The 19,711-nt window shown below is 46.5% G+C and carries 20 protein-coding genes, 1 tRNA gene and 1 other annotated feature; of the genes, 12 read left to right on the forward strand and 9 right to left on the reverse strand.

Annotation, left to right across the window (positions count from 1 at the left end):
- Window positions 1–186, forward strand: a 186-nt coding sequence (locus QZW82_RS27235) for an IS1 family transposase (RefSeq protein ID WP_293155774.1), incomplete at its 5' end; no start/stop codon positions are given.
- A gap of 177 nt (window positions 187–363) precedes the next feature.
- Here the strand turns inward: QZW82_RS27235 and QZW82_RS27240 are convergent.
- Window positions 364–1,875 (reverse strand): inorganic phosphate transporter, encoded by a 1,512-nt coding sequence (locus QZW82_RS27240; RefSeq protein WP_293155777.1) that lies wholly within the window; start codon window positions 1,873–1,875, stop codon window positions 364–366.
- 439 nt (window positions 1,876–2,314) lie between these two features.
- Here QZW82_RS27240 and rplS point away from each other — a divergent pair, with 439 nt between their 5' ends.
- The 9 genes from rplS to rplL all read left to right on the forward strand — a co-directional run bounded on the left by rplS (window position 2,315) and on the right by rplL (window position 7,028).
- Window positions 2,315–2,698, forward strand: coding sequence for a 50S ribosomal protein L19 (gene rplS / locus QZW82_RS27245; RefSeq protein WP_293155780.1), 384 nt, complete (start codon window positions 2,315–2,317; stop codon window positions 2,696–2,698).
- Between the two features lie 132 nt (window positions 2,699–2,830).
- Window positions 2,831–2,903: transfer RNA gene (locus QZW82_RS27250), tRNA-Trp, on the forward strand.
- Window positions 2,874–3,062 (forward strand): hypothetical protein, encoded by a 189-nt coding sequence (locus tag QZW82_RS27255; RefSeq protein ID WP_293128198.1) that lies wholly within the window; start codon window positions 2,874–2,876, stop codon window positions 3,060–3,062. Before QZW82_RS27250 ends, QZW82_RS27255 begins: the two co-directional genes overlap by 30 nt.
- Before the next feature lie 291 nt (window positions 3,063–3,353).
- Window positions 3,354–3,587: a preprotein translocase subunit SecE gene (secE, locus tag QZW82_RS27260; protein WP_293128199.1), complete on the forward strand. Its 234-nt coding sequence runs from the start codon at window positions 3,354–3,356 to the stop codon at window positions 3,585–3,587.
- The gene (gene nusG / locus QZW82_RS27265; RefSeq protein WP_293128200.1) at window positions 3,584–4,222 is read left to right on the forward strand and encodes a transcription termination/antitermination protein NusG; all 639 of its coding nucleotides are present in this window, start codon (window positions 3,584–3,586) and stop codon (window positions 4,220–4,222) included. The genes secE and nusG overlap by 4 nt, the downstream gene beginning before the upstream one ends.
- A gap of 3 nt (window positions 4,223–4,225) precedes the next feature.
- Window positions 4,226–4,651, forward strand: a complete 426-nt coding sequence (gene rplK, locus QZW82_RS27270; RefSeq protein WP_006635588.1) for a 50S ribosomal protein L11 — start codon at window positions 4,226–4,228, stop codon at window positions 4,649–4,651.
- Between the two features lie 239 nt (window positions 4,652–4,890).
- Window positions 4,891–5,604: a 50S ribosomal protein L1 gene (rplA, locus tag QZW82_RS27275; RefSeq protein WP_293155787.1), complete on the forward strand. Its 714-nt coding sequence runs from the start codon at window positions 4,891–4,893 to the stop codon at window positions 5,602–5,604.
- Window positions 5,605–5,713: 109 nt separating this feature from the next.
- Window positions 5,714–5,885, forward strand: a sequence feature (ribosomal protein L10 leader region).
- A 29-nt stretch (window positions 5,886–5,914) separates the two neighbouring features.
- Entirely contained in the window at window positions 5,915–6,505 is a 591-nt protein-coding gene (gene rplJ / locus QZW82_RS27280; protein WP_293155790.1) for a 50S ribosomal protein L10, read from the forward strand.
- 136 nt (window positions 6,506–6,641) lie between these two features.
- Window positions 6,642–7,028 (forward strand): 50S ribosomal protein L7/L12, encoded by a 387-nt coding sequence (gene rplL / locus QZW82_RS27285; protein WP_293155793.1) that lies wholly within the window; start codon window positions 6,642–6,644, stop codon window positions 7,026–7,028.
- 1,632 nt (window positions 7,029–8,660) lie between these two features.
- Here the strand turns inward: rplL and crtD are convergent.
- The 3 genes from crtD to QZW82_RS27300 all read right to left on the reverse strand — a co-directional run bounded on the left by crtD (window position 8,661) and on the right by QZW82_RS27300 (window position 12,575).
- Window positions 8,661–10,250: a C-3',4' desaturase CrtD gene (gene crtD / locus QZW82_RS27290; protein ID WP_293155796.1), complete on the reverse strand. Its 1,590-nt coding sequence runs from the start codon at window positions 10,248–10,250 to the stop codon at window positions 8,661–8,663.
- 425 nt (window positions 10,251–10,675) lie between these two features.
- Window positions 10,676–12,214 carry a ribbon-helix-helix protein, CopG family gene (locus QZW82_RS27295; RefSeq protein WP_293155799.1) on the reverse strand — a complete coding sequence of 513 codons (1,539 nt, stop codon included), beginning with the start codon at window positions 12,212–12,214 and terminating at the stop codon, window positions 10,676–10,678.
- Window positions 12,215–12,434: 220 nt separating this feature from the next.
- Window positions 12,435–12,575 carry a hypothetical protein gene (locus QZW82_RS27300; RefSeq protein WP_293155802.1) on the reverse strand — a complete coding sequence of 47 codons (141 nt, stop codon included), beginning with the start codon at window positions 12,573–12,575 and terminating at the stop codon, window positions 12,435–12,437.
- Between the two features lie 14 nt (window positions 12,576–12,589).
- Between QZW82_RS27300 and QZW82_RS27305 the strand changes: the two genes are divergently transcribed.
- The gene (locus QZW82_RS27305) at window positions 12,590–12,778 is read left to right on the forward strand and encodes a hypothetical protein (protein WP_293155805.1); all 189 of its coding nucleotides are present in this window, start codon (window positions 12,590–12,592) and stop codon (window positions 12,776–12,778) included.
- 73 nt (window positions 12,779–12,851) lie between these two features.
- Here the strand turns inward: QZW82_RS27305 and QZW82_RS27310 are convergent, their stop codons facing one another.
- Entirely contained in the window at window positions 12,852–13,031 is a 180-nt protein-coding gene (locus tag QZW82_RS27310) for a hypothetical protein (RefSeq protein ID WP_293155808.1), read from the reverse strand.
- 277 nt (window positions 13,032–13,308) lie between these two features.
- Between QZW82_RS27310 and QZW82_RS27315 the strand changes: the two genes are divergently transcribed.
- A complete protein-coding gene (locus QZW82_RS27315) occupies window positions 13,309–17,508 on the forward strand; it encodes a chemotaxis protein CheB (protein ID WP_293155811.1) in 4,200 nt (1,399 codons plus the stop codon).
- Between the two features lie 381 nt (window positions 17,509–17,889).
- On the opposite strand, the gene QZW82_RS27320 is transcribed toward QZW82_RS27315, so the two are convergent.
- The 4 genes from QZW82_RS27320 to QZW82_RS27335 form a co-directional block, all read right to left on the reverse strand.
- Window positions 17,890–18,318, reverse strand: coding sequence for an IS1634 family transposase (locus tag QZW82_RS27320; RefSeq protein ID WP_366665096.1), 429 nt, complete (start codon window positions 18,316–18,318; stop codon window positions 17,890–17,892).
- 281 nt (window positions 18,319–18,599) lie between these two features.
- The gene (locus QZW82_RS27325) at window positions 18,600–18,962 is read right to left on the reverse strand and encodes a hypothetical protein (RefSeq protein WP_293155814.1); all 363 of its coding nucleotides are present in this window, start codon (window positions 18,960–18,962) and stop codon (window positions 18,600–18,602) included.
- On the reverse strand, window positions 18,955–19,452 hold the full coding sequence (locus QZW82_RS27330) for an IS1634 family transposase (protein ID WP_366665097.1): 498 nt from the start codon (window positions 19,450–19,452) through the stop codon (window positions 18,955–18,957). Before QZW82_RS27330 ends, QZW82_RS27325 begins: the two co-directional genes overlap by 8 nt.
- The gene (locus QZW82_RS27335; protein ID WP_293155817.1) at window positions 19,418–19,618 is read right to left on the reverse strand and encodes a DUF4277 domain-containing protein; all 201 of its coding nucleotides are present in this window, start codon (window positions 19,616–19,618) and stop codon (window positions 19,418–19,420) included. Before QZW82_RS27335 ends, QZW82_RS27330 begins: the two co-directional genes overlap by 35 nt.
- Window positions 19,619–19,711: the final 93 nt, after the last annotated feature.

The raw sequence follows: 19,711 nt of genomic DNA on the forward strand, positions 1-19,711 counted from the left end.
ATTAGCAAGACTTATATGACCAGAGTAGAAGGGGAAAATACAAGACTAAGGCATTATCTAGCTAGACTACATCGCAAGACTCTTTGTTATTCTAAATGTGAGGAAATGCTCAAGCATTCTATTAAATTATTAATACATTACTTGAAGTTTGACGATATTCCCATTCCTGGAGCATTCATACCTTGATTCAGCAACGCCAGAAAGCCCTGTGTGGAAGTGCTGGCTTGACAGCTAAAGCATTGTTTGGAGAAGGAAATTATCGCGGTTCTCAAAAAAGTGAGGTATGCCCACGGATGCCTATGCCCTATGCCCTATGCCCAGTCGTACTTCATCCGCTTGAAAGGCTATACACACCTATCGCGTTCATTTAACTAAAATCCATTGGGCGATGCTGAAAATGCTAGCACCCAAACCGGCGGCGATCGGGATTGTCACCACCCAAGCCGAACCAATTGACTGCAAAGTTTTCCAGTGTACCGATTTCCAACCTTTAATCAGCCCGACTCCCACAACTGCACCCACTAAAGCGTGGGATGTGGAAACCGGCAAACCCAAGCGAGATGCTAATAATACTGTGGTAGCTGTGGCTAATTCCGCGCAAAATCCGCCGCTGGGTTCGAGTTTGATGATGTTTTCCCCGACTGTAGCGATCACTTTTTGACCCCAAATGGCTAAACCGATGACGATTCCTGCGCCTCCGAGGACTAAAATCCACAGGGGAACGTTAAAATCTTCTAGGGGAAAGGAGCCTGTGCGCTGGATGTAGACGATCGCAGCTAAAGGCGCAACTGCATTACCTACGTCGTTGGAACCGTGTGCAAATGCCACAAAACAAGCACTCAATACTTGAAATCTCGCCATCTGTTGCTCGATCGAAGAATGTCTGAGGGGGAGAGGGGGGGAGGGGGAAAATATTTCCTCTTGCTTATTCTTTCTATCCGTTACACCGGTGAAATCCGTTACAAAATCCGTTGTTAAACTTCCCTCTTCTTTCTTCCCTCTTCCCTCTTCCCTCTTCCCTCTTCCCTCTTCCCTCTTCCCTCTTCCTTCTTCCTTCTTCCCTCTTCCCTCTTCCTTCTTCCTTCTTCCTTCTTCCTTCTTCCCTCTTCCTTCTTCCTTCTCTAACTTTTTCCAGCTATTGAGGGAAAGCCCGATCGCCGCAATACTCCCGATAGCAATCGCAATATCGTGAATTGGCAGATTCCAGCCAAATCGATCGCGCGCGAAGTCGATCGCGCCTGTCTGCACCAAAGCCACATCCACAACAGACGGCAATACAATTATCCCAAATACACTCAGCAGCGCCGCACTCAGCCAAGGTATCCACTCGCGCAGTTGAAATAGAGGATCGGGGCGATCGAGAATCCAATGCTTCACCCCACTATAAAATAGTGCAGCTAAAGCACCGCTAGCAAAAGGTGTCGCCACCCAAGTTAACGAAATCCTGCCGATAGTCGGCCAATCAACCGCATGAATTCCGGCTGCTACCCAGCTAAAACCTGCGATCGCACCTACCACCGCATGAGACGAAGAAACCGGCAAACCTAGACTGGTAGCGATTTGCAGCCACAATCCGCAAGCTGCTAGCACTGACACCATCCCGATTAAAAATACTTGCGGTTTGGCCGCGAACATTTCTTCATTCACAACTCCTGTAGCGAGAGTTTCGGAAACCCCTTGCCCGAACAGCACGGCGCCGGCAAACTCTAGTATGCCTGCAACAATTATTGCTTGCCGCAGCGTGAGCGCCTTCGAGCCTACCGATGTCCCCATGGAGTTCGCCACATCGTTAGCCCCCAAGTTGGCGGCGACGTACAAAGCTAGTATCGCGATCGCCCCGAGTTGCAGAAATACGACCAAGGAAGTATTTAACATAGAAGTTTTTTGACATAAATCTGGCAGTTCGATATATGATAAGGGATTGTGAGTTTTGGAAAATCCCGTCAGGAACTCAGAGGCTCAAGCCACTGAGCTTGTAAGAAATTACAAGCTGTTCTGACCAGACCCCTCAATTGCGAGGAGACGTTATTCAGGTCACGACACCGGCGAATGCGACGCCAGTTTTCCGCTCTGTCATCTGCAATTAAACAGTTTTAAAGTCACTGAAACAGTGTTGCAGGTCTAACAAGCCTTTATAACCAGGTCGAGGCGAACATTACCCCGCAAGGGAGATTGAGGCAACCATACCTCACTCTTTGAGGCAACCATACCTCTCCAACCCCCTTTCAGGGGATTGACGGGGACTAAAGTCCCCCCTTAGAGTTTCCCTCTCAGGTCTAAAGACTCTGAGTTTCCCACTTACCGAGTGTTTTTTATGAAAGGCGCAGAAATAATCCGTTCGATCGAGACGGAAGAAATAAATAGAGTCAAGGTAGAACTAAGCAAAGTTCTACCAGAAATTTACGTAGGCGACACCGTGCGCGTCGGCGTGAGAATTAAAGAGGGCGCGAAAGAACGGGTTCAGCCCTACGAAGGAACTGTGATTGCGATGCGTAACGGCGGCATCAATGAAACAATCACTGTGCGCCGGGTGTTTCAAGGCGTCGGCGTGGAACGGGTGTTTTTGATTCACTCGCCCCGCATCGCAACTGTCCAAGTCATGCGCCGCGGTAAAGTCCGCAGAGCTAAACTTTACTACCTGCGCGATCGCGTGGGCAAAGCTACTCGCGTCAAACAGCGGTTCGATCGCTCTCTGTAGGAATGCACCCAGCTTCCTCTTGGAGAGACAGAAAATGGGAAATTGAAAAATTAAAAAAAAAGTTTCCCATTTCCGAGCGCACTGTGTTAAAATAGAAATCTAGAGGTTAAGCGAATCAGCAACCTCACCTGTGCGCTCTTAGTTCAGTTGGTAGAACGCAGGTCTCCAAAACCTGATGTCGGGGGTTCAAGTCCTCCAGGGCGCGCTGAATCACCAAAATTTTAATTCTGCCCGAAAGCGCCCGGATAATTGGCTGGAAACAGCCGAAACCGAAGACTTTCGGGTAGAATTAATTTTTGTGGGCGGTTCGCAACAAAGGCCATCAACAAATGCTCGGTTTAAACAGTTGACAGTTGACAGTTGACCTGGGACAGCGAAGTGATAAGAACGAAGATTTAAGCTCCGTTCTTATCATAATCTGCCGACCTGAGTAAGGGCTTCAAACCCCGGCTATTCTGTGGCTTCTGGCTCGTCGGTTTCGGCGATCGGCATTTACACCGTTGATGGCTTAGGCTTGTAAAAAAGTGCTGGCTTTGGATTTGAGATTTTGGACTTGGGCGTAAGTGGTTAGTGTCAAAAAATCAAAGAGCCGCGAGCCACTCACAAAATCTAAAATCTAAAATCTGAAATCTGAAATCGCAAGGGGGATTCGATCGTGGCGAAAAAAGACGAAGCTCAAGAAACTCAAGAAATGACTGCGCCTGGGTTCGATCCTGCGGGTTTTTTTAAGGAAACTAGAGAAGAACTCGATAAAGTGGTCTGGCCGAGCCGCCAGCAGCTAATTAGCGAGTCTTTGGCCGTGCTTTTGATGGTAATCCTCTCAGCAAGCCTGATCTATTTGGTGGATAACTTCTTTAACTGGGGCGCAGGAAAGGTGTTTGGGCCATGACTTTTGCATCAGAAGAATCTGATTATTCCACAGAAGCGACGGGACAGGCAGCATCGCCAGATAAGCCGGAGATTCAGGCTCGCTGGTATGCTGTTCAGGTAGCCTCAGGCTGCGAGAAGCGCGTGAAGGCAAACTTGGATCAGCGGATTCAAACTTTGGATGTTGCCGATCGTATCGTTCAAGTCGAAATTCCGCAAACTCCAGCGATCAAAGTCGGCAAAGACGGTTCCCGGCGCCAGTCAGATGAGAAAATTTTCCCCGGCTACGTACTCATCCGTATGTATATGGACGAGGATACGTGGCAGGTGATTAAAAATACCCCGAACGTAATTAATTTTGTAGGGGCAGAGCAAAAACGCCGCTACGGGCGCGGCAGGGGTCACGTCAAACCGCTACCTCTGAGTCATTCGGAAGTAGAACGGATCTTCAGAAACGCTCAGGAATCAGAACCAGTTGTCAAAGTATCGATGGCGACAGGAGACCACGTTGTGGTACTTTCCGGGCCATTTAAGGATTTTGAAGGTGATGTGATTGAAGTTAGCCCGGAACGGAACAAGCTCAAAGTTTTACTCTCGATTTTTGGGCGCGATACGCCTGTAGAATTAGAGTTCAATCAGGTTCAGAAACAGAACTAACTAATGGCAAAGAAAGTTGTTGCAGTAATTAAGTTGGCGATTACAGCGGGAAAAGCCAACCCAGCTCCTCCGATCGGCCCAGCCTTGGGTCAGCACGGCGTCAATATCATGATGTTTTGCAAGGAGTACAATGCTAGAACCGCAGACCAAGCAGGTCTCGTGGTTCCGGTAGAAATTTCGGTTTTTGAAGACCGCAGTTTTACGTTTATTCTCAAAACCCCTCCGGCGTCGGTTTTGATTCAAAAAGCTGCTGGCATTGCTAAGGGTTCGGGTGAACCTAATCGCAAGCAAGTAGGGACAATCACACAGGCTCAGTTGCGAGAAATCGCTGAAACTAAGATGCCTGACCTTAATGCTAATGATGTTGAAGCTGCTATGAAAATTGTAGCGGGAACAGCTAAAAACATGGGCGTGGCGATCGCGGATTGAAGTCAGTTGACAGTTGACAGTTGACAGTTGACAGTTGGCAATCAATAATTTTCGGTGTTGAAGCTGAAATCTTCAAGCTGAAATATTCAAGCTCAAGTCGCAAGTCTTAAGTCGATTCAGGGGGAGAAGCAAAGCTTCGCTAGGAATCGCAAATGTTTTAGATTTATGAAAAAACCGCAACGGTTCAATTATTCAATCTAAAATCTCAAATCTCAAATCGATTAACCCCAAAAAAAACAATGGCAAAGAAAGTATCGCGAAGACTGCAAGAACTGCAAAAGAAAGTTGAAGACAGACCTTACCTACCAATGGAAGCTCTGCAACTTTTGAAAGAAACAGCAACGGCCAAGTTTGGCGAATCTGCTGAAGCTCACATCCGTTTGGGAATTGACCCGAAATATACTGACCAACAGTTGCGGACAACTGTATCGCTGCCAAAAGGAACTGGTCAAGTAGTCAGAATTGCGGTGATTGCTAAGGGCGAAAAAGTTAAAGAAGCTCTGAATGCCGGCGCAGATATTGCTGGTTCTGAAGAGTTGATCGAGGAAATTCAAAAGGGCATGATGGACTTCGATTGCCTGATTGCTACTCCAGACGTGATGCCGTTGGTGGCAAAATTGGGTCGGTTGTTGGGCCCGCGCGGCTTGATGCCTTCTCCAAAAGGCGGCACAGTGACGACTGACATTGCTCGGGCGATCGACGAATTCAAAGGTGGTAAACTAGAATTCCGTGCCGATCGCACAGGCATCGTTCATGTTATGTTTGGCAAGGCAGCTTTCTCAGCAGAAGATTTGCTCGTCAACCTTCATGCTTTGCAAGAAACAGTTGACCGCAACCGTCCTTCTGGTGCGAAAGGTCGCTACTGGCGCAGTTTGTACATATCCGCAACCATGGGCCCATCGATCGAAGTCGATATCAGTGCCCTGCGCGATACCAAACTTGATGCTGCTTAGCAAGAATTAAGCCAAAGGCAGAAAGTAAAAGACAGCTTCGGCTGTCTGTGTAAATCTCTCACGAGATTTGCTGCATACCCTTGCTAATGTCTGCCGGATGGTGATAGCCTAATCAAAAATCAATAAGCTGAAGACCGCAGGTGCCGAGTGCTTAATTTCCTGCCGAGGCTGAAGAAATAAAAACTGAAGAAAATAAATTAAAAAGTTATATCTTTTAATTCCTAATTCTTAATTTTTAATTCTCTGCCCCGGCTATAAGGTTGGGGTTTTTGATTGGCAGTTTGAGATCCTAAAAGGAGGTGAAATTAGTATGGGCAAAAGTTTAGCAGTAAAAAATGAGATTATTGCAGACCTCAAGCAAACCTTGAGCGAATCTCAACTGGTAATCGCGATCGACTACAAAGGCTTAACTGTTGCTGAAATCACAGATTTGCGGCGGCGTTTGCGTCCCAAAGGCAGCAGTTGCCAAGTGGCAAAAAACACGCTAATGCGAATTGCTGTTGAAGGCAATGAAACATGGCAGCCGATACAGGAATTGCTGACAGGTACGTCGGCGTTTATGTTCGTGCAAGAAGATATTGGCGGCGCGATTAAGGCTTACCAAGAATTCCAAAAAGCTTCCAAGAAGACGGAAGTTCGCGGCGGCGTGATGGAAGGACGGGTGCTGAAAGAAGCTGATGTTAAGGCATTAGCGGATCTGCCGTCGAAGGAACAACTTATGGCTCAAATTGCTGGCGCTATCAACGGTGTCGCAACCAAGTTGGCTGTGGGTATCAATCAAGTTCCTACTTCGATCGCACGCGGTCTCAAAGCTTATGCTGAAAAAGACGGCGATTCGACAGAAGCACAACCTGAAGCAGAAGCACAACCTGAAGCAGAAGCAGAAAGCGTATCTGCTTAGTCATTAGTCATTAGTCATTAGTCATCAGTCATTAGTGTTAATCCACAGGCTGAAGACTGGAGACGAGAAACTAATGATGGAGGAGCAATCCCAAATCCCAAATCCCAAATCTAGAATCGAATTAGGAGTTTAACGAATGTCTACTGCAACCGACGAAATCTTAGAAAAACTGAAGACTCTGACTTTGCTCGAAGCATCTGAATTGGTCAAGCAAATTGAAGAAGCTTTCGGCGTCAGCGCTGCTGCTCCTGTAGGTGGCATGATGATGATGGGCGGCCCTGCTGCTGCTGCCGAAGAAGTAGAAGTACAAACTGAGTTCAGCGTGATTTTGGAAGAAGTTCCTGCTGACAAGAAAATCGCAATCCTGAAGGAAGTCCGCGCGATTACCGGTTTGGGTCTGAAGGAAGCGAAAGACTTGGTAGAAGCCGCACCTAAGGCAGTTAAGGAAGCTATTGCTAAGGAAGCTGCTGAAGAAATGAAGAAGCAGCTTGAAGCTGTGGGCGCCAAGATTGCTATCAAGTAGTCATAGACTGTAGCCGGCAGGTTTCTACCTGTCGCTATTTGACCTCAGTTTGCAGTGCAGACTGAGGTTTTTTTCATGATGGAAAAAGGAATCTGTAGAGTGTGGATGCACCGACAATCTCTAATATCAAAATAATACTCGCGAGCGGGGACGATCGCACTCAAAGAAAAAATGCTTTCTCTATTCTCTCCCTCTGTGTCCTCTGCGGCCTCTGCGGTTTAATAATTCCGGTAAAATTGTAGGGTGTGTCGCCACCGACAATCTCTAACTCAACACCAACAATCTGATAGCGACGCACCTCTGCTTATGCACCCATACCATCACAAAAACAGTTCGTAGTGTGGACTTTAGTCCGCAACATACTGCGGACTAAAGTCCACACTACGAACCTGGACGATCGCACTCAAAGAAAAAATGCTTTCTCTATTCTCTCCCTCTGCGTCCTCTGCGGTTTAATAATTCCGGTAAAATTGTAGGGTGTGTCGCCACCAACAATCTCTAACTCAACACCAACAATCTGATAGCGACGCACCTCTGCTTATGCACCCATACCATCACAAAAACAGTTCGTAGTGTGGACTTTAGTCCGCAGTATTTTGCGGACTAAAGTCCACACTACGAACCTGGACGATCGCACTCAAAGAAAAAATGCTTTCTCTATTCTCTCCCTCTGTGTCCTCTGCGGTCTCTGCGGTTTAATAATTCCGGTAAAATTGTAGGGTGCGTCGCCACCGACAATCTCTAACTCAACACCAACAATCTGATAGCGACGCACCTCTGCTTATGCACCCATACCATCACAAAAACAGTTCGTAGTGTGGACTAAAGTCCGCAGTATGTTGCGGACTAAAGTCCACACTACGAACCTGGGCGATCGCACTCAAAGAAAAAATGCTTTCTCTATTCTCTCCCTCTGTGTCCTCTGCGGTCTCTGCGGTTTAATAATTCCGGTAAAATTGTAGGGTGCGTCGCCACCGACAATCTCTAACTCAACACCAACAATCTGATAGCGACGCACCTCTGCTTATGCACCCATACCATCACAAAAACAGTTCGTAGTGTGGACTAAAGTCCGCAGTATGTTGCGGACTAAAGTCCACACTACGAACCTGGGCGATCGCACTCAAAGAAAAAATGCTTTCTCTATTCTCTCCCTCTGTGTCCTCTGCGGTCTCTGCGGTTTAATAATTCCGGTAAAATTGTAGGGTGCGTCGCCACCGACAATCTCTAACTCAACACCAACAATCTGATAGCGACGCACCTCTGCTTATGCACCCATACCATCACAAAAACAGTTCGTAGTGTGGACTAAAGTCCGCAGTATGTTGCGGACTAAAGTCCACACTACGAACCTGGGCGATCGCACTCAAAGAAAAAATGCTTTCTCTATTCTCTCCCTCTGTGTCCTCTGCGGTCTCTGCGGTTTAATAATTCCGGTAAAATTGTAGGGTGCGTCGCCACCGACAATCTCTAACTCAACACCAACAATCTGATAGCGACGCACCTCTGCTTATGCACCCATACCATCACAAAAACAGTTCGTAGTGTGGACTAAAGTCCGCAAAATACTGCGGACTAAAGTCCACACTACGAACCTGACTTATTGCGGTCAATACTTGATATTGTCGATTATCAAAACTCAGCCTCCATCTGCCGCACCACTGTTAAAGCAGAATAGGAAACACCGGCGGTTCCTTCTCCGGGATGGGTGGAGTCGCCGACTAACCACAAGTTTTTAATTGGCGTGCGGTTGGCAAATCCGAAGGGGCCGAAGGTTGGTATTCGCTGGCCGATGCCACCTACAACGCCTCTATCGCGCGCTGTGTAGCGGGCAAAGGTGCGAGGTGTTGCTGATTCTTGGTGTACAATTTTTTCGGGTGTCAAATTGAAATATTCGCTCAAACGCCCGATCGCACCTTCAGTATATTTTTGCTTCAATCCTTCATAATCAACCGAATTCCACCACATTCGAGTATCAGTAAAAGACGAAGCGATAATTGTCGCCATTCCCTGCGGTGCTCGGCCGTCGCCCGCATGACTGACAGAAACAAATAATGAATTATTCTCACCAATCTCACCGTCGTAGTCGTAGAGAAACTGAAGGTGCGGGGGACAATTTTCTGGAATTGCGCTTTCATGCACTCCCAAATATATCACAAATGCGCCGGATGCGGGCGGCAATTTATCAACTCGATATTTGTAGCCTGCCATTTGATTTGGCAGTTGGTTTGTTGTCTCGGAATTATCTGTTAAAGTTTCTAAAACAGACTCGCTTGACATTAATTTAACTAGATTTTGGGCTGTGACGTTGGCAACAATGCGATCGCCAATTTCTGTCCAAACTTCGCCTGTTTTTTGATTGCGAATCACTGTGCCGGTGGCTTGGCCGTTAGTGGTGACAATACTTTCGACTGTATGCCGCAACAAAACTTTGCCGCCGTAAAGCTCGATCGCACTTACGAGGCGATCGCTCAACACCTGCATACTTCCTTGTAGATGATACAATCCCTGCGGCTCTTGGCTTACTCCCAAAGCTGTCGCCGCATACAGCAGCGCCGTTTCTTCGGTATCAACTTGGGAGTACAATTTTAACTGCAAATCTAGAAAAGTTCTCAAGCGCAAATTGTCGCCCAAACGGCACAAGCGCAAAGCATCTCCCACCGTCATAAAAGTGAAAGGCAAAGTAATTAAAGTATCGGGGCGAACTGCTTGAATTAATTGCCAGAAATCCCAGAAGTTTCTCGGCGGTAAAACTGGATCGCGCCCTTGAAATTTCCAGCTAGCTTGGAACAATGTAGACAATAATTGCCAAAAATGTTCGCTTCCGGGGAATTGTCGCTGTCTTTCTTCCTGCCATTTTTGCGGATCTCGCCAAACGCTAATGGGTGTCGTTTCTCCCGGCAAAATTACTGCACAGGCTGGATCGCAGGGTGTGGCGGGGGGAAGTTCGATGTTTAATTCTGAGAAAATTCGGTGGTGAATGCCTCCGGGTTCCAATCCTGCAACCTGTGTCGCGCCGACATCGAAGGTAAAGCCTTTACGTTTGAAGGTGGAGGCGCATCCTCCAGGGACGATCGCCTGATCTAAGACTAACACTTTGTATCCTCTACGGGCGAGCAGGGCTGCTGCTGTCAGCCCGCCGATGCCGGCCCCAATTACTGTGACGCGGCCCTTGGTGTCTGTGGCACTGGATTTGCTTTTTGGGGTGCGATCGGTCATCATAATTTATTTATTGTAATATTTCTTAATATTATGCTCATATTTTGCCCGAAAAAGCTTCTCAAAAAACGGTTCGTAGTGCGGACTTCAGTCCGCAATATGCTGCGGACTGAAGTCCGCACTACGAACGGCACTACGAACGGATATTATCGCGATCGATCTGACACAATATGACACCCACACTCCGGCAGGGACTTAAGTCCCTGCCTCAAAGTGAAAGTCCTTGCTATGAGGACTCAAGAACTTATAGGTTGTACGGAAGAATACTCTTGCATACACCTCAAGAACTCATTACTCCTCATAGCGAGGACTTTCGCTATTAGCCAGGGACTTAAGTCCTTGGCGGTTTTTCGGGTTAAGTTGAGATTAATGGACACGGCACCCAGTGTCCCTAGTGGCAGGTGAACTTTAAAGAAATGGTATTAGAATCAGAAACGGCGCCACTTATTTAGATAAGCTTCGCCAATCCCAGCCACAGCTTGCATTTGAACTACCTGTTCCCGTAAAGCTTTGATTGTTTTTAGCTGTTCTTGAGACTGTTGCTGCAAAGCCTCGTAATTTAGCTGTTTCGCAGCACTTTGGCTCAATTGATCTTTTAGAGAGTGGAACTCGGTCAGTTGAACTTGCAAGTTGCCGATCGCACTTGACTTTTCGGCTAACTCGTGCTGCAAAGATTCGTAACTTGACTTCGATACAGTTTCCTGCAATTGGCTTTCGAGATTTTGCTTGTCGGCTAATTGCTGCTGTAAAGATGCGATCGCACTTTCTTTTTCGCCCAATTGATGCTGCAAAGATTCCAAATCGCTCGACTTGGAGGCTAGTTGCTGCTGCAATTCGTTTGCCCAATGTTCTTTTTCGCCCAATTGATGCTGCAAAGATTCCAAATCGCTCGACTTGGAGGTTAGTTGCTGCTGTAATTCGTTGCCCAAATGTTCTTTTTCGGCGAATTGATGCTGCAAAGATTCCAAATCGCTCGACTTGGAGGTTAGTTGCTGCTGTAATTCGTTGCCCAAATGTTCTTTTTCGGCGAATTGATGCTGCAAAGATTCCAAATCGCTCGACTTGGAGGCTAGTTGCTGCTGCAATTCGTTTGCCCAATGTTCTTTTTCGGCGAATTGATGCTGCAAAGATTCCAAATCGCTTGATTTGGAGGTTAGTTGCTGCTGCAATTCGTTTGCCCAATGTTCTTTTTCGGCGAATTGATGCTGCAAAGATTCCAAATCGCTTGATTTGGAGGTTAGTTGCTGCTGCAATTCGTTTGCCCAATGTTCTTTTTCGGCGAATTGATGCTGCAAAGATTCCAAATCGCTCGACTTGGAGGTTAGTTGCTGCTGCAATTCGTTTGCCCAATGTTCTTTTTCGCCCAATTGATGCTGTAAAGATTCGTAACTTGACTTCGATACAGTTTCCTGCAATTGGGCTTCGAGATTTTGCTTCTCGGCTAATTGCTGCTGTAAAGATGCGATCGCACTTTCGCCTTCGCTCAACTGCTGCTGTAAAGATTCGTAACTTGACTTCGATACAGTTTCCTGCAATTGGGCTTCGAGATTTTGCTTCTCGGCTAATTGCTGCTGTAAAGATGCGATCGCACTTTCCCGTTCGCTCAACTGCTGCTGTAAAGCTTCGTAACTTGCTTGCAAGGGATTTGACTGTACGCTTACCGAGTCCAATAGGGTTTCTGCCGTTATAGCGTCATTAATGTCGCTTTTTTCGGATGTTTCCCCTTCCAACTCAGCGGTCTCGACCGCAGTTTCTTCACCTTTTTTCCAAGTGACACTAACTTGACTCTTGTCCTTAGAAATATCCAGAGCGCCTTTTGCCAAGCGTTCTAGGAGTTCCGACCTTGATATTCCCAGCTTTCGAGCGATCGCGTTCAATCGATCGGCACTAGAAGGAGTCAGCGAAAGTCCGACTTTGACTTTGCTTTCTGGATTTGAACTAACTACATTGCGATTTTTTTTGACCATTGGCATTTTCCTCATGCCAACCTACACTTATTAGTATAGTGGCTGAAGCTTCTATTAAAATCAATTTTTGTTACTTACCAATTGTGGCAGCTTCTGTTCCCAATCTAACAAAAAACTGTGAATGTACTCGCTTAGTCCATTCCTCGCCGCAGAAGCGCTGCAACATTCCCAGGCCCGGTTTTTTTTCGGTACGATACGGCAGATAGTACAGTTGAGCTGGTTAGATAATATCTAACTTTGAGCTACCTGCCACGGGTTGGGCGCGATCGACCAAATCCAAATCAGCAGCCAGATAGTCTTTGAACGCTGCAAAAACGCGAGTTTCCACAACTCTCACTAACATGAGGTAGGCATAGGGCATAGGCCTCCGTGGGCATGGGGCATAGGGCACAGGCATCGCCCGCATACCTCACACCTCACTTTTTTGAGAACCGCTGTAGTTTTGTGCAAATCCTCAAAGTCAGCACAGCTTTCGGCGTAGAATTTGAAACGGCTGCGATCCGGGTAGATTTTCTGGAAATAGAAGCCGTTAAAAAAACTGTAGAAAAATGGCAAAAAGTATAACATCCAATCCGGTAGCATCGGAATTATATACTACCCACTGCCCTGTCCTCGCTTGTCATAAAGATTGGGCAGTTTAACTTTGCCGCAATCCCATCGCCACGAACGATCGCACCAGAAACTCTGGATCGTCCACTTTCGTCAACAACATTGGTAGCGCCACCGCAGCATCGCACTTTCTCAAAGCAGCGATCGCCCGTAGCCTTTCTTGAGAATCCAAACTTCGCAGCGCTGCTTCGATTTCGCTAATTTTCATAACTCAATTAAAATATATTTTTGTTACTTTTCTTTACAAATTTACCAATTATTGCCGGATTTTGAGAAAATTAAAAAAAAATTACCCATCGAATTATGTCTGCCAATTTAGAGGGGTGCATCCCAATTTTGCAGGGGGCGAAGTATTCCGGCAGATAATTTATTAGTGATAAGCAGAGACTTACTGCCGTCAGGTGCTTCGCCCCTACGGATATATTTGCAAAAATGGGATGCTCCCATTTAGAGGTGCAGCCCGTTTCAATAATCTGCGATAAAATATGGCTCCTAAAAAGTATTCCAAGAAATCTCAATCCAAAGGTGATATTGAAACACCGGAAGAAAAGCAACAGCAAAATCGAAATGACTTATTTCCGGTTGTCGGAATTGGAGCCTCTGCGGGTGGATTGGAAGCCTTTATGCAACTACTGAACCATTTGCCGATCAATACAGGCATGGCATTTGTAATGATTCAGCATATGCTGCCGACTCACGAAAGTTTGTTGAGCGCGATTCTGGGTCGATCGACCCAGATGCAGGTGCATGAGGTGACAGACGGGATGGCCGTAGCACCGAATCAGGTATACGTCATCCCCCCAAATGTTAGCATGAGCATCGATCGGGGGATACTAAGCCTAAGACCTCGCGGCACGGGACGGGGCGTATTTATGTCCGTGGATACCTTCCTGTTGTCCCTCGCCGAAGAACGGGGGAACAAAGCCATCGGCGTCATTCTGTCCGGCGGCGATGGCGATGGTGCCCGAGGATTAGAAGCGATTAAGGCCGCCGGCGGTATTACTTTTGCCCAATGCGAAGACTCGGCACAAGTCAGCAGTATGCCGAACACTGCGGTGGCGACCGGTCAGGTAGACTTTATCTTGACGCCGGAAAAAATTGCCAAAAAAATAGCAGAGATCGCCCTTCATCCTTACATTGCCGATCGGGCTTCGACACAATCAGCCACCCAGGAAGACACGATCGAAACTAAAGATGCGATCGCCGCGATCTACAGTTTGCTGCACACCGCCACGGGAGTTGACTTCACTAACTACAAGCAAACCACCTTGAAGAGGCGGATGCAGCGGCGGATGTTGCTGTACAAGCTCGATCGGATCGAGGATTATGCCAAATATCTCCAAAACACCCCGGCAGAAGTAACGGCGCTTTATCACGATGTCTTCATTCACGTCACCAGCTTTTTTCGCGACCCCGAAAGCTTTAAAGCCTTAAGCAGCAAGGTTTTTCCGGCAATCGTCAAAGATAAACCGCCGCAAACACCGATCCGAATTTGGATTGCCGGCTGTGCGACAGGCGAGGAAGCTTACTCGATCGCCATCTGCTTGCTAGAGTTTTTAGCAGATCGAGCTACTAATCTGCCGATTCAGATTTACGCCACAGACATCAGCGAAACTGCGATCGTCCACGCCCGCAAAGGCTTCTATACGTCGGGCCAAGTCGCCGATGTTTCGCCCGAACGCCTGCACCGGTTCTTCGTTCGAGTCGATGGCGGATACCAAATCGCCACGCCCGTGCGCGAACTCTGCGTTTTTGCCAGACAAAATTTGATTAGCGATCCGCCGTTTTCGCGGATGGATTTGATTACCTGTCGGAACGTGCTGATCTATCTGGGAGCCCCGTTGCAGAAAAAACTGCTGCCAATGTTCCACTACGGACTCGGCCCCGCCGGCTTTTTGATGTTAGGCACTTCCGAAACGGTTGGTGACTTTGCAGAATTGTTTGCGCTATTCGACAAAAAGCACAAAATTTATGCTAAAAAACAGCAGTCGCATTGGCTGGGCATAGATTTAACTACCAGCAGCTATCCTGCGATTGCCATCAATACTTTACCTGTACAGACAGAAAAGTTGGACGAAATCGAAATAGAAAAAGAAGCCGATCGCATTGTTTTGAATCACTATGCCCCAGTCGGGGTGATAATTAACACTGCCAGCGAGATTTTGCAGTTTCGGGGACAGACGAATGCCTACCTAGAACCGGCACCCGGTAGGGCGAGCTTAAATTTGCTAAGAATGGCAAAAGAAGGATTGCGCCTCGAACTGCGGGCTGCAATTCAACAGGCCAACCAGCAGCAGTTGCCTGTTGAACGAACCGGCTTGCAAATTAGAGAGGGCGAGAGCCTGCGGCAGGTGAAAATTAATGTAATTCCATTCCCAGCCGGGGCTGCGAGTAAAGACTATTTTTTAGTGCTGTTTCAAGACGAGCAGCAGATACCTGCAATGGCTACTGCTGCCGACGATGGTAGAGTCAACAGCGGCGCCAAAACCGATGAAAGTTTGGAGATTGCAAGGCTGCAACAGGAACTGAAAACCACAAAAGAACACCTCGGAGCGATCGTCCAAGAGCATCAAGCCGCCAACCAAGATTTGAGAGCCGCCAACGAGGAGATTTTGTCGAGCAATGAAGAGTTGCAAAGCATGAATGAGGAACTCGAAACCGCGAAAGAAGAGATTCAAGCAACCAATGAAGAACTGAACACGATTAATGACGAATTGCAGCGGCGCAATGTGGAATCAACTAAGGTCAGCAACGATTTGCAGAACCTGCTGGGCAGCATCAATATTCCAATTCTGATGCTGGGAGGAGACCTGCGAGTCCGCCGCTTTACTCCCGCAGTCGAAGGCATCTTCAACTTGATTTCTAGCGATATCGGGCGGTCTTTGAGCGACATCACTCACAAGTTGATCGTGCCGGACTTAGAGCAACAGATTTTAGAGGTGATCCGCACGCTCAATTTGAATGTTCAGGAGGTTCAAGATCGAGACGGTCATTGGTACGATTTGCAGATTCGACCCTATCGGACGATCGACAACAAGATAGACGGGGCCGTGCTGGTGTTGGTAGATATCAACGAACTCAAACAAAGCGCCCAGCAGTTGATGGAAGCGAAAACTTACGCCGAAACGATCGTGGAAACCGTGCGGGAACCGCTGCTAGTGCTGGATCTAAACCTGCGGGCGATTACAGCAAACCATGCTTTCTACCAGACGTTTCAGGTGATGCCCGTCCAAACAGAGCAACGATCGATCTTCGACCTGGGTAACGGACAGTGGAATATTCCCAAGTTGCGATCGATCCTAGAAGCAATTCTGGCAGGAAATGCCGAGTTTCAAGATTTTGAGGTCGAGCATGAATTCGAGCAGATCGGGCATCGAATCATGGTGCTGTCGGCGCGCAAAATGCCTCCGATCGGCGATACACAGATGATTCTGCTGGCGATCGAGGATATTACCGAGCAAAAACGGTTAGAGACACAACGCAGCCTGCTGATGCAAGAACAATCCGCTCGGGCGGCGGCAGAGTCAGCGAACCGCGCCAAAGATGAGTTTTTGTCGGTGTTGTCTCACGAACTGCGGACGCCACTGAATGCGATGATTGGCTGGGCGCAGTTGTTGCAGATGAAAACATTTGACGAAACCAGAATCGAAGAAGGGCTAAAAACGATCGAGCGCAGCGCCAAAGCACAAAACCAGCTCATCGAGGACATTTTAGACGTTTCGCGCATTACCACAGGCAAGTTTCGGCTCAACCCTTATCTAATTGAGCTGAATCCACTGGTAGAAAATGCGATCGAGGTAGTTAATTTAGCAGCACAAGCCAAAAATATTCAACTTAAATCCAGCCTCACTCCTTTAACCCCAAAAGTGTTGGGCGATCCGAGCCGCTTGCAGCAGGCGTTGTGGAATCTACTTTCAAATGCAATTAAATTCACCCCAGCCGGAGGCAGAGTTGACATCGAATTAGACTGCATAGATGGCATGGCTCAAATCCAAATTCGGGATACTGGTAAGGGCATTCACCCTGATTTTCTCCCCCACGTGTTCGAGCGCTTCCGTCAGGCGGATAGCAGCTACACTCGAACCGACTCGGGATTGGGACTAGGGCTCTCGATAGTCCACCATTTAGTAGAACTCCACGGCGGTACTGTTGATGCAGAAAGTTCAGGTGAGGGACAGGGGGCAACGTTTACCGTGAAGTTGCCGGTGCGAACAGACATAGAAGGAAGTTCGACGCAGAGAATTTTAGAAGCACTAGATGCGGCAAAATGGCCCGCATTGCCGGCGGAGATTCCATCATTGGCGGGTGTACGAGTTCTGATTGTGGATGACGAATTAGATATGCGTCAGTTATTCACCACAATTTTGGAGCAGTATGAAGTTGAAGCTGGCGCGGCCGCATCGGCAACTGAGGCTTTGTCAATGTTGACGGCAAATCCTGAGAAATATGATGTACTTTTGTTTGATATTGGAATGCCGGAGCAAGACGGTTATTCTCTAATTCGGCAGGTTCGGAGACTGAGTGCCGAGGCTGGGGGACAAATTCCTGCTGCCGCGCTAACGGCCTATGCTAGAGATGACGATCGGCTAGAGGCGATCGCAGCGGGTTTTCAGATCCATGTCGCTAAACCGATCGAGTCAGTTCAATTGGCTGCGATCGTGGCTGCTTTGGCCGGGCGGGTTTAGATAGGGCTTGCTGAAAAAGTGTACGTAGTGGAAAAACGAGACTACACAGCTTAAAAAATAGTACTGTGCGTTCGCTCATTTCAAACAGGTAAGGGGAATTAAAACCCACATTCCGCAGATGTGGATCGGATTTTTTTATCAGTTATAAAAACTTGGAAGCCAAACACTTTTGGGCTGAAATTATGCAGTGTTAGCGTTACAGAAGCTTGTTAAATTTAGCTAAATAAAGTAATTTGAAATAATTGACTTTTCCTCACATATTCACATTGCTTTTTATCGCGATTAATTATTTTTTCAAGCATGGTAACTTATGCCAAGAGCAAATTATCTTGACTAATTAATGACAATTATTGACAACTATCTACACCTCGAACTCAATCGTTATTCACTTGAAAACATTAAATAGTATTGACAGCAATACTCTCCTAAATGCCGCAAGATATCTTGAAGTTCTTTGGTTAAATTGCTAACCTGCTTATCTCCATTTATCGTCACTAAATGCACCGCCTGAAACATCTGAAATATCCAGCGCATTGTCGGCTTATCGGTCAATTTCTTTACCTGATTTTTCACTTGCTCGTTGGTAGCTGATAATTGTTGTCTCAATTTCCTTTGTGCCAGGTTATGTACTAACAAACACAGTCCCATTATCATTCCAATTGCTTCAACTCGCTCCGGCTTTTTCACGAATACACTCGAAGTAAAAAATAAAGGATCTTTGATAAATCTAAATCCTCTCTCATTACTTTGCTGCGCTTTGTATTCCGATAATACCTCTGAATTACTCACTGCTTCAGTATCTATAGCAATCCTAAATCATTTTCATAATTCTTGTAGGGGGTTCTTAAAGAACCCGGTTGCCCCGATAGATAGGGGGTAGGCACGGGGAGTAGGGGTCGCACTACCCCTACAAATCTTGATGAATCATTTAGGATTGCTATAAGATATTTGTAGCTAATATAAATCTCCCAGCTTTGACTTTTTCCGCTTCTATTGCTGAATCTCGGGGTTCTATTTCACCCGTTACTTGATAGATTCTTGTCTGTGTTTCGCTCGATTCTTTGAGCTTTTTTTGTTGTTTTAACTGGCTTTTATTGAGATTTGATTTCTGTTATTTGGTGATACTTCCATGAGTCTGATAACTTTTTTATCGCAGCTTCTGCATCGGGAATACAAGCAAAGTTTTGTGTGGATAGCTTACGCAGTGTGGCTTTTGCTGATTCTAACTGTTTCTCTACTCTCTTGACTATTTTTTTAAGCTCTGCTTGTTTTCTGATTTCACTTTCTATTACTAGCCATCTTTGCTTGATGTTGGCATACTCACTGGTTCTAGTTGCTATTTTATAGCCTTTTATTTGAGAGTCTTCCCAGTCACTCTCTTCTATGTTGCAGATTTTATCTTGAGCTTCTTTTATGCTTAATGGCACTCTGGTTATCCATTTCATTTCAGACAAAAGCTGACAAATTTTCTGCTGTGTATAAGGCACTGTCTGCTACACAGATTCCGTCAAATGTCCATTGTTTTTTAAATTCTTTCAATCTCGCAACAAAGACACTTTTATCATCGGCGTTTCCGTCATCTATTTTGAGATATAATGGTACGTCTTCATCTCCAGTTACGATTGTTTGAAGCATAAATTGTTTCAGGTCTCGTCTTTTATCCCTTGAATAACCGTGAACGATTTTTATGGTTTTCATAGAAGATTCTATATCCTCAGATTCTATCTCAGCTTCCTGGCTTTTTCCCTGACAGTTTTTGTATGCTCCTTCTACTGATATTGAACTGCTGTCTAGGTGAACACTTTTCATTTCTACTTGAAATTTTAGAGCCGCTTTTAGGGCAATTGCTGTGAATAACTTTGTGGTTCCAGCTTGATAATATTTGTCTAAAGCTCTCCCGATTATGTCATCATTTAATTGTTTTGGCGTTACTTCTTTTCCGATTAAATGTTAGTAGTGCTTTTCCCTCAAAAAATGTGTCAAATAGGTAGATTGGGGCGCTCAAAAATCCCAATCCGTTCAAAATCATTGCTTTCATTACTTGTCCTGGGCTGACAGTTTCTTTAACTCTTATTCCCACTTGTTTGTTAACGACTTCTACCAATTCCATTTCATCTATTATCCCCGCTACTATTCCCTGCAGGGTCTAAATTTACGATATTTATAGCTTCAGATGGCTTTTTCATGGTTTTAATGGTTGCTC

This window comes from Microcoleus sp. bin48.metabat.b7b8b9.023, assembly GCF_013299185.1.
Lineage (GTDB): Bacteria > Cyanobacteriota > Cyanobacteriia > Cyanobacteriales > Microcoleaceae > Microcoleus.

What these genes read in the sequence shown, in the direction of transcription:
- rplS (WP_293155780.1), top strand. Translation starts at nt 2,315, where the DNA reads ATGAAAGGCGCAGAAATAATCCGTTCGATCGAGACGGAAGAAATAAAT.
- QZW82_RS27310 (WP_293155808.1), bottom strand. Translation starts at nt 13,031, where the DNA reads ATGAAAATTAGCGAAATCGAAGCAGCGCTGCGAAGTTTGGATTCTCAA.
- QZW82_RS27305 (WP_293155805.1), top strand. Translation starts at nt 12,590, where the DNA reads ATGGGGCATAGGGCACAGGCATCGCCCGCATACCTCACACCTCACTTT.
- QZW82_RS27255 (WP_293128198.1), top strand. Translation starts at nt 2,874, where the DNA reads ATGTCGGGGGTTCAAGTCCTCCAGGGCGCGCTGAATCACCAAAATTTT.
- rplJ (WP_293155790.1), top strand. Translation starts at nt 5,915, where the DNA reads ATGGGCAAAAGTTTAGCAGTAAAAAATGAGATTATTGCAGACCTCAAG.
- rplA (WP_293155787.1), top strand. Translation starts at nt 4,891, where the DNA reads ATGGCAAAGAAAGTATCGCGAAGACTGCAAGAACTGCAAAAGAAAGTT.
- nusG (WP_293128200.1), top strand. Translation starts at nt 3,584, where the DNA reads ATGACTTTTGCATCAGAAGAATCTGATTATTCCACAGAAGCGACGGGA.
- QZW82_RS27315 (WP_293155811.1), top strand. Translation starts at nt 13,309, where the DNA reads ATGGCTCCTAAAAAGTATTCCAAGAAATCTCAATCCAAAGGTGATATT.
- QZW82_RS27240 (WP_293155777.1), bottom strand. Translation starts at nt 1,875, where the DNA reads ATGTTAAATACTTCCTTGGTCGTATTTCTGCAACTCGGGGCGATCGCG.
- rplL (WP_293155793.1), top strand. Translation starts at nt 6,642, where the DNA reads ATGTCTACTGCAACCGACGAAATCTTAGAAAAACTGAAGACTCTGACT.
- QZW82_RS27295 (WP_293155799.1), bottom strand. Translation starts at nt 12,214, where the DNA reads ATGGTCAAAAAAAATCGCAATGTAGTTAGTTCAAATCCAGAAAGCAAA.
- crtD (WP_293155796.1), bottom strand. Translation starts at nt 10,250, where the DNA reads ATGATGACCGATCGCACCCCAAAAAGCAAATCCAGTGCCACAGACACC.
- QZW82_RS27300 (WP_293155802.1), bottom strand. Translation starts at nt 12,575, where the DNA reads ATGCCCTATGCCTACCTCATGTTAGTGAGAGTTGTGGAAACTCGCGTT.
- rplK (WP_006635588.1), top strand. Translation starts at nt 4,226, where the DNA reads ATGGCAAAGAAAGTTGTTGCAGTAATTAAGTTGGCGATTACAGCGGGA.
- QZW82_RS27335 (WP_293155817.1), bottom strand. Translation starts at nt 19,618, where the DNA reads ATGGAATTGGTAGAAGTCGTTAACAAACAAGTGGGAATAAGAGTTAAA.